The sequence below is a fragment of the bacterium genome (assembly GCA_016708315.1).
Lineage (GTDB): Bacteria > Zixibacteria > MSB-5A5 > CAIYYT01 > CAIYYT01 > JADJGC01.
In genome coordinates this window covers 293,565-306,738 of sequence record JADJGC010000002.1, presented here as the reverse complement: position 1 = coordinate 306,738, position 13,174 = coordinate 293,565, and the positions used below count along the sequence as shown (strand labels likewise).

The 13,174-nt window shown below is 52.1% G+C and carries 7 protein-coding genes; 3 read left to right on the top strand and 4 right to left on the bottom strand.

Going from position 1 to position 13,174, the window contains the following annotated elements; translation table 11 throughout:
• Positions 1–34 precede the first annotated feature (34 nt).
• The 4 genes from IPH59_01645 to IPH59_01630 all read right to left on the bottom strand — a co-directional run bounded on the left by IPH59_01645 (position 35) and on the right by IPH59_01630 (position 9,153).
• Positions 35–1,885, bottom strand: a complete 1,851-nt coding sequence (locus IPH59_01645; protein MBK7090417.1) for a PorV/PorQ family protein — start codon at positions 1,883–1,885, stop codon at positions 35–37.
• Entirely contained in the window at positions 1,882–6,171 is a 4,290-nt protein-coding gene (locus IPH59_01640) for a hypothetical protein (GenBank protein MBK7090416.1), read from the bottom strand. Before IPH59_01640 ends, IPH59_01645 begins: the two co-directional genes overlap by 4 nt.
• Before the next feature lie 109 nt (positions 6,172–6,280).
• Entirely contained in the window at positions 6,281–7,354 is a 1,074-nt protein-coding gene (locus IPH59_01635; GenBank protein MBK7090415.1) for a mechanosensitive ion channel family protein, read from the bottom strand.
• A 17-nt stretch (positions 7,355–7,371) separates the two neighbouring features.
• The gene (locus IPH59_01630; GenBank protein MBK7090414.1) at positions 7,372–9,153 is read right to left on the bottom strand and encodes an Ig-like domain-containing protein; all 1,782 of its coding nucleotides are present in this window, start codon (positions 9,151–9,153) and stop codon (positions 7,372–7,374) included.
• A 99-nt stretch (positions 9,154–9,252) separates the two neighbouring features.
• Here IPH59_01630 and IPH59_01625 point away from each other — a divergent pair, with 99 nt between their 5' ends.
• From IPH59_01625 to IPH59_01615, 3 genes are all read left to right on the top strand, one after another.
• Positions 9,253–10,407, top strand: coding sequence for an aminopeptidase (locus IPH59_01625; protein MBK7090413.1), 1,155 nt, complete (start codon positions 9,253–9,255; stop codon positions 10,405–10,407).
• 1,978 nt (positions 10,408–12,385) lie between these two features.
• Positions 12,386–12,865: a DUF2975 domain-containing protein gene (locus tag IPH59_01620; protein ID MBK7090412.1), complete on the top strand. Its 480-nt coding sequence runs from the start codon at positions 12,386–12,388 to the stop codon at positions 12,863–12,865.
• Positions 12,866–12,875: 10 nt separating this feature from the next.
• Positions 12,876–13,079: a helix-turn-helix transcriptional regulator gene (locus IPH59_01615; protein ID MBK7090411.1), complete on the top strand. Its 204-nt coding sequence runs from the start codon at positions 12,876–12,878 to the stop codon at positions 13,077–13,079.
• The last annotated feature ends 95 nt before the right edge of the window (positions 13,080–13,174 follow it).

Below are 13,174 nucleotides of genomic sequence, written 5' to 3'. Positions count from 1 at the left end.
AGTCGCAACACCTGACAATCCAACCTATTATCGTTCAATTCGTTTTGCCGTTTTGTTGAATTCTAAGTTTAGCCTGCTGAATGTTCTTTTCGGCTTCGGAATTGCCGGGATAGCGGTCAAGGACCTGCTCCCAAAGTCGAATTGCCTGCTGATAGTCGCCGCCGCGGAATTTCTCGATACCTTCAAGGTACAGCTTCCAAATCTCCGAGTCCTGCTGAATCTCGGCAAGCGGCGCGCCCGGACCTTTGGCGCCGGTTTCAAATCGATCGAGCATACTTTGCGCGACGGTGTCTTCCGGAGTCATTGCCAGCACCTGTTCGAACATTTGCCGTGCGCGTGTCGTGTCGCCGGAATTGTATGCCGCTACTCCGGTGCGGAGCATGCTCAGCGCCGAGATTCTCGTTTCGATCTGCGTGATGCTGCGGCGTGCACCCGCATCGTCAGAGTTCAGCCGCAATATCTCTCCATATCGCTGTACTGCCTCGCTGAGCTTGCCTTCGTTGACGAAGCGGTTTGCTTCACTGCGAAGTTGGACGATTCGATCAGAGGTCATCAACGAATATTGCGCCTCACTCGCCTTGAATCGTTCATCGTCGCCAAATGCCGGACGAAGTCGCGATAGCATAACATTCGATGCTTCGATGTCCTTGACAGCCAATGCTTCATTGAGATCTCCAAACAACTCCTGCGCCTTAAGCGAGTCGCTCTCCGCAAGCACACCCGCGCGAACCGTCGCGGTCAACTCCTGAGTACGCTGTTTTTCAATTTGCGTCAGGCGCTCAGAAGCTTCACTGTCGTTGTTGTCTGTCAGCGCATTGACTCGCTGATAGTAAACCGCCGCTGAGTCATACATTCCGTTCTGGTAGTAGTAACGCGCCTGCGTCATTGCCGTGCTCAAATCCTGCTCGCGTTGTTCGCGTGCCAATTGAATCGCGGCCTCGCGCTTGTCTTGTTCGCGTTGTGCAAGTATCGATTCTATTGATCCGCCTAACGTAATGTCGAGCGAGATGCGGTGCTGGGCATCGAAGTAATCTTGAGTCTTAAATGTGTAACCGATCTGGGCAAATCCAAACTTGAGTCCCGCGCCAAGATTGATTTGATCGATATCATATCCGGCGCGCAGGAAATACCGATTCATAAATGCAAACTCGCCGCCGACGTGAAACACTGGGTCAATGTTCTCTGTCTTGTCGACATCTGCCTCGAATGACAGAATATGCCTGCCCTCGGATACGGGAAGCATGAGCCCGGCGCCGGCTTTGAGCGTTATCGGCTGTGTCTCTTCATCGCGATCGATTCGCAGCGAGGGCGCAACGATGTTCTGTGCGTTAAGTCCAAGCGCGATGTTCTCCGTCAGTGCGACTTTCAATCCGAAGTCGCCGCCCACACCAAACGCCGACGAATTGTCGAAGCTCTGTCCAAAGAGCTTGAGAGTTGCCCCTAATGACAAGAATTGATTGATCTGCTTGCCGTAGCCAACGAGGAACATCTGCTGATTCGCGCTGAACGTACCCAGCAGTCGACCGGCTTCATCGCGGCGCTCAATATCCCCTGTCGACAAGAGAAATGCGCCGACAGAGAATGTCCCGTAGTCTACCGTCGGCCAACCGAATGCCGCGAAGTCATAGTTTGTGCCTTCCGGTAGCGGCAAATGCATCAGCGACAGCGAACGATCCTGAAGATTGGTCAGTGTTGCCGGATTCCAGAACAACGCCGAAGCATCATTCGCCAGAGCAACATTTGCGCCGCCCATGCCGAGTCCGCGACCGCCGGCACCGAAGTTAAACAGCGGAGTCGTTCCACCGCTGCTTGATCCTTGCAAACTCGCGGTGGCGACAATCGCCAGTATTGAAGCGATTATGACGATGCGATACCGTGTCATCATTTCACCACCGCGATTTTGGTTCTGATTTCTCCCTCGCCATCAACTGCGAGTACTGCGATATAAACACCATTTAACACAATCTGTCCGTCATTGTTGCGTCCATCCCAGAGAATCTGAATCGGTTCCGACAAGGATGACGGCGCCGGAATCTCCCGCACAAGAACTTCATTGCCGGCCAAAGTGTAGATTGTCAATTTCGCCGGCTTGGCTGAGCCTAGATTGTAAACAATCGTCGATGACTCGTGCAGCGGCGAGAACGGATTCGGGAACGCAAAGAATGATTCCGTCAGATTCGATGGCACCAGCGTGAACTTCTGTTCGATCACCAACTTCTGCGCAAAGGATGCAGTGATCGGCACTGGCCTTGGTCCAACTGCCGTTTGATACGAAGCCGACAGTGACAGCGAGTCGATATATAATGTGAAGTCACTCAAGCCCGGCTGTTCAGCAATCTCGACAGTAATTTTGCCGCTCGTCGGCATTCCCAGCTCTTCACCAAGATTGAAGCGCATCGCATCGCCATTGATAACTGCGCCGATATTGTTCTGCCCGTTGTAGAGCAAATTCGCGGAGGCAATGATCGTCGAGGGTGCGACGACGCTATTACTTCGGTCACGCAGTTCAAACTCGATAAAGTTCACGTACGGATTGGCAGCAGCATTGAAAATTCTGAAATCCAAGGTAATCACTTCATACTCGCCTCCGGCACTTAAGAGCTGCGCCGGTGCCGCCTGAAAATCAACCGTAATACCAACCTGACTGACCGTCGAGATGATTTGAATCGTATCCGCCCGATCTTGTACCTTTGCCAACAATCCAGAATTCAACTCAGTCGGTGTTGTCGAAATGCTCACGACAATTAAGGCGGTGTCTTCATCAGCCGGCGCCATGATGTCCCAGAAATTCCGCACTCCAATCGTCATCAATTGCGTGCCTGCGCTGTTAAGGCTGAAGTCTCCCGACACGATGCTCAAGCTGACCTCGCCGGTACTCGCCACCGACTGCGCCAAGTTGTTGACGATGGAGGTAATCTCAAACGATTCGCCCAGACCAACGACGCCGTCCTGTGCCGAAACCGGCGACCAGATGCGTGCGTCGATGTCTAAGCTGGCCGGACTTTGTATCACAATCGCACGATTGCTGTTGCCCAGCGGCGGCTGAATGAGCGCCGCCAGCCCCGACTCTGCGCCTTCAGCTTCAACAATCTGTACCGAAAACACTTCGGAAGCATTAGGGGTAAACGACGCCTCAATTTCGAATTCAATCGTCGTGTCCCTGCCAATCTCCAACTGTTCAATGACCTGCTGTGCCTCAAACAATGAACTGCCGTTGGAACTCAACTGAATCTTGATATCTTTGAGATCTTCATCGCCGGTGTTGCGTATGGTCGCGAACAAACTGAACGCCTGTCCGACATTCACGTTCGGCATATTGGGAGCATCGGCGCTCACTTCCACCAGCCGTGCCGCAGCGCCAAACGGAATTGCCACTGCATTACCGGGAATCCGAAGAGTGAACATCTCTTCCTGTCCATTGGCAGTACCGCGCAGACTTACTGTAATCGAATCATTCTGAAGCGGAAAATCCACAGGTACGAATACTGGCCGGAAAACGAGTGTAGAATCACCGCCGCCAAGACGCATCTGCTCAGCATTCAACCGTGTCAACAACTGCCGCTCGCCTGCGAAGATAGTCAACTCTGCAGTTGAGACTTCCAACTCGAGGACCGCCGTACCGCTGTTGTTTACCCCTACTGAGAACTCCGCCTCTGCGCCGCGATATACCGTGGTTGGCGAAAGAGTTCCCGTTCGATAAGTTACCACCGGTCTTGTTTCAATAGTGATGTCTCCGCCGGCGGCGAATACTTGATCAAATGTCGCAGTGCCGAGCGTTCCCACCAGCCGCACTGTGGCGCCCGAGGCAACCTGCGGCTCAACTTCCGGAATCGTCAACGGCTCAAATGGAAGCAGCACTTCCCCGCCATCACCCGGAACCACCAGCGGCGAGGTCAATGTCGCGGTCAGCGTTGATGCGCCCTCAATCGGAATCGACAACAGACTCGAACCCGACAACAACAAATCGTCGTCGCTATCATTGCGAACGCGCAATACGAATTGATACCCATGTCCAGTGGAAACTTGTTGCGGCAAGATCGTACCGGCAAGAACGCTAATTCCATCCGTCGGAAGAATCGTCAATTGCGCCAGTGCGGTCGCTGAGTCCCCTACCACGCCGCTCGAAATCTGACCGATGAAAACCGCATCAAGTGACAAAACCTGATTCGGAAGCGATGGTACCGCGCCGGTAATCGTAAATTCCTGACTTGATTGTGCTGGAATACTGAAACTCAATCCCGGCGAAATCTGTACCGGCTGAAGCCGTGAACCGTTACCATACAACCGGATCGCCGAAACGCTCGCGGGCTGTGCGCCGAAGTTGGAAATCGTCAATGCGAAAGTGAACTGTTCTCCAATGTATCGAGTCGATTGTGCAAGCTGTCCCGACGAAATCTTCAACAGCGAGAACCCGATGGCTTGCGAGGTGCCGGTGATTCCTGACTTTGAACGCGCGGTGAAAACCACGCTTGGTTCGTTGCCATTGTAGCCTGTCCCGAAATCCTTGAGATCGCAAAGTCCGTTTACGAATCCCGAACTTGTGCCAATCACTCCATTGAAAACGGTACCCGCGCCACTCGACGTAATTCTCACTGTGTCTTCGAACGCGTCGAACTCGGTGTCAATATTACCGTATGGGTCAAGTGCCGTTAAGAGCGCATTGCCAAAGAATGCCCGATTCACTGCCTGCACAGCATCAAGCTCAAACTTAAACCGATTCGCCGGCGCCGGTACTACACCGATAGTGCGCTGAGTAATCTGACCATTAAGCGTAATCGTCACCGCCTGATTTCCCGACTTAAGCAAGCGCATCGTCCCACTGCCCGATCCGTTGATTACGGTGAAAGATGGCGTCGATGGCAGTGCGCCAGATGGTGCAGCGCCGCCACCGGCAAGCGTGATTGTGGCTGTCCCCGAAATTGAATTATTGTAAGCATCAACAGCATTACTGATCGCAAGATTAACATCATTGCCAGCCGTCGTTATCGAAGCCATCTCCAGCGTGTATGAGTTCACACCTGCCGGCAGGATCGCGATCGGAAAAAGACTCCTCTGCACCTGGCCGTTCATCACCAGTGACAGATCTTGGCGACCTGCTGTGAAATAGCGAAATTGCGATCCGCTGATTGTCTTCACACCCTGATCCCCGGCAGTAAATGTGTACGGCGCGGCTTGAGTGTACGGCAGTTGCGCTAATGGATCCGACGAACGAAAATAAACTTGCCCAAGGAACTCGTAGTTGACGTTGCCAAACAGGTCATGCGCTCGTACTACAACATCATCCGCTCCTGTGGTCCAACTCGCTCCGGCAATTGCTGTGTCGGCGCCGCCGGTCAATGTGAAGTATGCAAATGCTCCAGGCAGTACGTACACCAAACCGCTGGTGTCAGCGAACCCGCCGTAGTTTGCGAACACGCGCGACACGCCAGTGTGCTGCGCCTGAAAACTTCCATCTTCCACTATTCCAGCCGGATTCGGTACGCCGATAACACCCCATGTAACTGCGGCGTCAGGAACTCCAACAAGATTTCCAAACTGGTCTGAAGTTTCGACCTGGAAATGTAAAATCGTTCCGGCCCGCAGTTGTTGAATGCCTTCCGGCGTTAAGACAAAAGTTGAGATTGCATCATGTTGGATGAACAACGGATCTGACAAAATCGGCAATGCCAGAAGTTGGCTCTCGTCGGTAAGCAACGTCAGCAATACTTGATATGATTCCGCCAAAGTAGGATTAGTCACTGAGTAGATGTCAATCATCACTCGCGTTCCCATGGGCGGCAGGAATTCCATGCTATCTAAAGTGATGCTGAGATGCCGTCCTGATACCTCAAACTCCGTTATCGTGAAGTCTTCGGTCAGAGCATCCAGATCCGAATAGCGCATTGAATCGATTTGCTCAAGCGAGTAGCCCGCCGGAAAATCCAACTCGATCTTTGAACCGGAGCGCAACGAATCGCCAACTAATGTGAACTTAATACTATAGAGGCCGACCTTCCCGACGGTGTCATTTGCCACTACTATAGAGTAGTCTGTGATTTGCCCTGAGATGTGATCTGTAATCGTGTATCTGTCGCTTGCTTCTGGTGCTAATCCAAACACTGAGGTGATTGGCGTAAGCAGCAACAGTACAACACTTAACGCGATCAAGTAGAGAGTCTCTCGAATATGCATTCTCTTGCTGAAATCCTCTTAATGTTGCCTTAGGTCCGGAAACGTCAAATAAGATAGTACAATTCCAGCCAAAGTCAACGCATTTGGTCGATTTCTGAGCGCAACTGCCTCAGAGAGAAGCATTTCGCGAGATATGAATAACCCGCTGTGGATACGGTATCTCGACCCCGGCCCGATTGAATTCATTGTATATCTTACACCGCAGTTGCTCTGCAGTATCCCAATGTACTTTCAATTGTCCGACGCGGCAGACCAAACGGAACTGCAATGCTGATTCACCGAAGCTCACCAGGAATGCTCCAGGCGGCGGATCTTTCAAGACATTCTCGTGAGTGACCGCCGTCTCCAGAAGGATATTCTTGACCTTGTCGATCGAACTCCCATACGCAACGCCGACATCGATGACGACTCGCATCGCTTCTTCCGGATACGACAAATTGGTGACCTTGGCTTTGACGAGTTCATTGTTCGGGACGATGATCAGAGTATTGTCGAAGGTCATGAACTTTGACGACCGCAATCCGATGTCGTAAACGTCCACGGTCTCCCCCGACGCCAATTGCACACGGTCGCCTTTGCGAAACGGCCGATCCAACATCAAAATGAATCTGGCGATCATGTTGGCTATGGTGTCTTGTGCCGCTAAAGCAATCGCCAATGAACCGACACCGAGAATTGCTATCAAGCCCTTGACATCGACTGCGAAATGATCGAGCACCGTCATGATGCCGATGACGATGATCAGAAGATTCAGCAGCCGCCGCACTAACGGCAGAAGTTCGTCATCGATATTCGATTCCGTCCGCGACGCCACTCGATCAGCGTACCAGCGCGTCATGATCTTGACCATGCGCAGCAACACCATCGTGGCAATCAGCGCGAACGCCACGAAGACGACGCTGTTCGATATCTTGAATATCCAATCGCTCGACTCATCCACCATCAGATCGAGTCGCTTCAATGCGATCGTGACGCCGACGAAAATCATCACATAGCGGATCGGCGCTTTGATGGCATCAAGAATCTTGTCATCGAGATCGGTTTCTGTTTTCGTCGCCAGATATCGTTTGACCAGATTGATCACCAGAACAACGATTTCCGACAATAGGTAGGCGCCCGCGACGATCGCGGCAAAGATGATCGTTTCGGCGAGCCACGGCGGCAAGCTTGAAAGGTCTATCATATGTCCTCCCGGAAGTACTATTTCAAATCGAGATCGAATCCTTCAGTATCGAAACGCGCACGCACGCGCAAAGTGTCCGGCACGATCCAGCCGGGTTCGGCATAGCCGAATGGCAGCAGTGCCCCATAGTCCCATCGACCATTACGATTGCGATCCGCAAATGCAGTGACGGTATACATATCAGGATACATCGTCAGCTTAAATGTTCCGCTCCCCGTTTGCGATCGCGTGTACACCAGTTTGCGCGTAATGCCGACAAAGCGCAATGTCACCTCCGGCTCACGTTCAACGGTAATCGTACCGCTCAGATACCCCACCGAATCGGCGCTCGCTATAGCGAAATCAAATTGATAGGTCGAGTCCTTAGGTGCGTTCCCGTACAAGTCCTTCACCTTTGTCAAATCAGCAATGAGCTTCATTCGCTTCTCAAGCGGAATCGAATCGCTTGCGACAATCGCAAATCGATTTGGCGTCGTCGCAATCGCAGTCGCACTTACAGTTCGCAATGAGTCGATTCGGATTGTCAAAGCGTCATTCGGTATCACCACCGGTTCCGTAAACTCCAATCGCAATGAGTCACCGGGATACACTACTTTGCTTCCGCTTCCGGTGGGCTTGTTTGCAATGTCCGGCAAGTCGGTGTCTTCGCCGCGAATGCGGATGATACAAACTGTGCTTGCGGTGTCGACGCGTTTGTCATCCTGTCCACGCAGTCCAAAGACATTTACTGTGACGATCGAATCGTTGACGAAATGCTTCGACCAGATATAGAGCTTCTCAGCTTCTTTCTCAAAAATTGCGGCATCATCCGGCAAGTAAGTCGAGCCATTCGACATCGTAATCAAAATCGAATCACGTTTCACGCTTGCTGTGTCGAGCTTGCCACCGGAGAATTGCATCACGACGCGACCCTCATATCCGAGACACGTCGCCAGCGAGATCAGACTTGAATCGTAGCGGCTGACATGCATCGCCATTGCTTCTGCGGTGACCTCCGCTGGAAGCGCAAATGCCGGCGCCACCGGAATTCCCACTCGCTCGCTGTAACTGGAAATTCTGTTGTCGCGGTCTTTGTCTTCGACGCCGATCACGAGATACTCGCCCTCGCGAACAAATTGGAAAGTGAATTCTCCATCCGTTCCCGATTCGGTGATGTAGTCAGGCACAGTCGTAAACAATGAATCGGTCAGCCACGGCTTTTTCTCGAAAGCAAATATCCGAAAGTTCGGCGCAGGTTTCAGCTTGTCGAAGATGCGTCCCTTTATGCTGCCGGAATCAATTTGCGCTCCGGTGGAAAACGCCAGCGTCAGCGAGTTCTTCAATTTGTTGCCATTGAGATCAGACACCGAAGCCCCCAGCGTCACGACATAGGTCTTCCCCGAATCAAGCGGCACCGATGGAATAATCCGCAGTCGACTGCCCTTGACTCGCAAGCGCGGTTCTTCTTTGAGCGGCGGCGAAATGAACAACGCATTGCCGATCGTCTTGCCATTGATGCGCTCAGTGAATTCAAACTCGATGACGTCGTTGACACCGACGCCAATCGCACCTGATGCCGGCGTCGCTTGCAAAATCTCCGGCGGCGTCAAATCCGCCGGCCCACCTTGCGGCGCCACATCCTTCGCACACCCGATCAATGCAACCCCTACCACAATCGCTATGACGCCACGCAGTAGGTCGAAACCCCTAATTGACTTCACTCCGGATTTGAGAATCTGTTTGAGGGTTCGCAACGCCCGTCCCCGAAACGCAAACGCGAGGTTCAGCAATTCCCCTCTGAGGCTCTTAACGAGGCTCACGGCCTTCATTCTTCATTTCACGCGCGATTATAATTGATTTGTGCTTCCCCGACCACTTAATTAATCGCGATTACAAATTCTCACTTTGGAGGTTCACAAATGCAAGATCCCCGTCACGACAAACTCGCCGACATTCTCGTCAATTGGTCCTGTCGCGTGAAAAAAGGCGAAATCGTCTATATCGAAATCAAAGGCATCCCCACGCTTGAACTCGGCAAAGCCATCATCCGCGCCGTCACCAAAGCCGGCGGCGTCCCCTTCTGGTTTTACAACGATGAGTCCCTCATCCGCCAGTTCCTGCTCACCAACAACGAAGAGCAAATCAAGGGATTCGCGAAGTTCCAACTCTCGATGATGAAACAAGCGCACTGCTACATCGGCGTACGCGGAAGCGAAAATCCGTTCGACCTCAATGATGTCCCCGGCGCGAAGATCAAAGCCTGGAACAAGCTCTTCTATCATCCGGTGCATCTTGAAGAACGCGTCAAGCGCACCAAGTGGGTCGTGCTTCGCTATCCCAACAATGCAATGGCGCAACTCGCGCAGAAGTCGCAGGAAGAATTCGAAGACTTCTATTTCAATGTCTGCTGTATCGACTACAAGAAAATGTCCAAGGCGATGGACCCGCTGGTCAAATTGATGAAGCGCGCCAACAAGGTCCACATCAAAGGACCCGGCGACACCGATCTGAAATTTTCGATCAAGGGCATCGGCGTCGTCAAGTGCGAAGGCGGCCGCAACATTCCCGACGGCGAGGTCTACACCGCTCCGGTGCGCGACTCGATCAACGGCGTCATCACCTACAACACGCCGTCATTATATGAAGGCACCGTCTTCGAAGGCATCCGCTACGAATTCGTCAACGGCAAGATCGTCAAAGCCACTGCCAAGAACGACACCGCCAAACTCAATCGCATTCTCGACACCGATCCGGGTGCGCGCTACATCGGCGAATGGTCGATCGGCGTCAACCCGATGGTGCTTCACCCGATGAAGGACACCCTCTTCGATGAAAAGATCGCCGGCTCGATTCACCTCACACCGGGACAATGCTACGATGAAGCCTACAACGGCAACAAGTCGGCAATCCATTGGGACAAGGTGCTGATCCAGCGCAAGGAATACGGCGGCGGCGAAATCTACTTCGACGGCAAACTCATCCGCAAAGACGGCGAATTCACGGTACCCGAACTGCGCGGCAAGTTCACGAAGAAGGCGCTGGGGGGAGTCCCGGGTGTGACTTTGAAGAACTGACGAGCTGATCCCCATCAGGGAATGTTTACGCTAAGGAAGGAACGCATGGCAAGGCTCAAAGCAGGTTCGCGATCCGCCCATACATAACGCTATCACTGATTGGGTGTGGTGTCACTTTCACGTCACGTCGTGATCACGAAGGGGGAAGCGGGTGGGGGTATTGGGGGGAATGGGATTTTGGCGGCATGCCGCAAGAAGAACCTCTCAGAAACTCGAACTAGAGTCTCCCGTTTTTATGCTGCCTGAGAGGGGAACAGGGCGGCACCCTACAGGTACGCGGCTACGCGAATCGGGGTAAAGACCACCTGGTTCGTCGCGGGGGCTAAGGTCCGAACCTCTAGGGGAGCAGTTTGGAGTTAAGACTCCCCGGAACCGCCCAAACAAACCAAGAGGGACTAGTTTGGGCCAACCTGGGCCGAAGTCAGAAGAGTGACCTTGTCGGCTGGTATCTTATCGAGGATGCAAGAATACTTCCCAATCATGGGTAAGAATCACTAGATGATTTTCAACTGGTATTCCATGAGGCCCGACTCGGAACAAGTTGGAGAATACATCGCACTCCAGGCGTGCCCTGCCCAAACAGGAGGGATTATTCAGACCAACTAACTCTCGGGGAGTCCCCCCGGGGACCCCCCCGGGGACGTGGTCGCTTGGACAAGTATGGGAGTCGATTAAGAGCCCTGCGGGGAATTCTCGGTACGATGCAATAATTACGAAATGGGGGAATGGTCGGAATACAGGAAACTTCGAACCGACACGGATTGATTATAGGAAGGGAGGTCTTGAGTATTGAAAGAAGGACTTCTTATAAATTTAGCGAACCTAGTCGAGGGTTTTTGAGGTTGGAATCAGAAGGACTTGACAGAGACGACCGAAAGATACATTCCCGAATCGACTTCCCTTAGATCCTGAAATACGCAAGATCTGATTCGCGGTGAAGTTCAAAGAGGTGATCAAGAGGGAAGGGGGGGAGGGATGGGATTGAAGGAAAAAAGACCGGGTTGCGTTGCTCAGGGGGTTCCCAAGCAGGGAAGGGGGGGGGGAGGAGGGGGTGCGATGACTCAGTGGATCACATCATGTCATCGAATCACTACTCTCTCAAGAGGTAGTACAAGCGCGCGACTCGCGAGGAAGAAGGTTCCAGGAAGTTAGGGACTGTATATTAAGACCGCAGGGGGGGATTGCTTTTATGGAAGTGGCCGAGATCTCGTGCGGACATCGGCAACAAATCAAAAATTGATCAAATAAATGCGGGAATTGAACCTGACTTTCAGCAGAGATTTGTGAGTGGAGATGGGGGGTTGACTTCCTTGACGGCATCTTCCCAAAATTCCACTTCCAAGAGGTCTCATTCCTTGAAGTGCCGCATTAAGATTTTCCTGGAAATATCTTATCACGAATCGCCCTATGTCCTTCTAATAAAGAGAAGACGAATTCAAAAAGTGTGCGAAAGTAATTTGATCGAGGGAAAAAAAACTGCCCCGAGGATCATTGTAATCTGAATTCCCAATCACTTCGCCCCGATACACCGCTCTTCACACGAGAGTCTATTTGCCCTACCCTTCATAACTGATTCAAGCTAGGGGGGTTGACTTTGGTCATGTGCTTCAGTTTGGATCTCGCAAGATAAAGGACGATTCCTCAGCAGCGACAATGAACCCATTCTGGAACTCGTCTCATCGTGGCAGAAGCGATTTGGGCGATCTGGAATAAGAAGAATCGCTCAGATGCTTGGGATTTCTTTGGCCCTGTGCTCCTGACATTCCGCGAAGCGGAATCTGCCTCTTCTGGGATCTACATGCCGACCTTCAGAGCGATTGATCGGAGGCGCCAGTATTTGGACCGCGCCATTCGGCGCGGTGTCAGGAGCACAGGGCTCCTGACCTACTAACTAAGTTTCGTATAACAATAAATATATATTGACAAACGATATGCGACAGATTAAGATGAGAATACAAATGACCTTAAGGAGCTATTTATGAAAAGAAGCTCAACAGTGTTTCTTCAGGTAGTTATTGTGCTCATCGGTATTGGCGCGCTTGCCCTTTTGCTTTGGGAACCGCACCTCGAAGGCAGAAATGCGAACGCCACGGTCTTTCAAATCTACTTCAACGATCCCTTCCTGGCGCTGGTCTACGCCGGGTCTATACCTTTCTTCATCGCACTCTATCATGCATTTAAGGTACTCGGATATGCCGGACAGAATAAGGTATTCTCGCTCGAGGCCGTAAAGTCTCTGCGGATAATCAAATACTGCGCTCTCGCGATCATTGGCTTTGTAGTGGTGGAAGAAATCTTCATCATGTTGAACCACGGAGATGATGACGCCGCCGGCGCAATTATGTTGGGTGTCCTCATCATCTTCGCTTCGATCGTAATCGCCACTGCGGCGGCGATGTTTGAGAGGGTTTTGCAAAGTGCCGTGGATATCAAATCCGAAAACGACTTGACGGTATAACGAGACCAACATGCCAATCATCATCAATATCGACGTCATGTTGGCGAAGCGGAAAATGAGCGTCACCGAACTTGCCGAAAGAGTCGGCATCACGATGGCCAATATTTCCGTGCTGAAAAACGGCAAGGTCAGAGCTATCCGGCTATCGACTTTGGAGGCAGTCTGCAGAGCTCTGGACTGTCAGCCCGGCGACATTCTCGAGTATAGAGAATAACGCGCGTTAATCCGCGACTGTCAGACAAGAGGAGCCTGTCCCAAGTGTTTGGTCTGACCACAATGTGTAGTGTTCAAGTTGCTACTATCCCACCG

Bases quoted from the DNA above. Each gene is read 5' to 3' on its own strand.
- IPH59_01645 (MBK7090417.1), bottom strand. From the start codon at position 1,885: ATGATGACACGGTATCGCATCGTCATAATCGCTTCAATACTGGCGATT.
- IPH59_01625 (MBK7090413.1), top strand. From the start codon at position 9,253: ATGCAAGATCCCCGTCACGACAAACTCGCCGACATTCTCGTCAATTGG.
- IPH59_01615 (MBK7090411.1), top strand. From the start codon at position 12,876: ATGCCAATCATCATCAATATCGACGTCATGTTGGCGAAGCGGAAAATG.
- IPH59_01635 (MBK7090415.1), bottom strand. From the start codon at position 7,354: ATGATAGACCTTTCAAGCTTGCCGCCGTGGCTCGCCGAAACGATCATC.
- IPH59_01640 (MBK7090416.1), bottom strand. From the start codon at position 6,171: ATGCATATTCGAGAGACTCTCTACTTGATCGCGTTAAGTGTTGTACTG.
- IPH59_01620 (MBK7090412.1), top strand. From the start codon at position 12,386: ATGAAAAGAAGCTCAACAGTGTTTCTTCAGGTAGTTATTGTGCTCATC.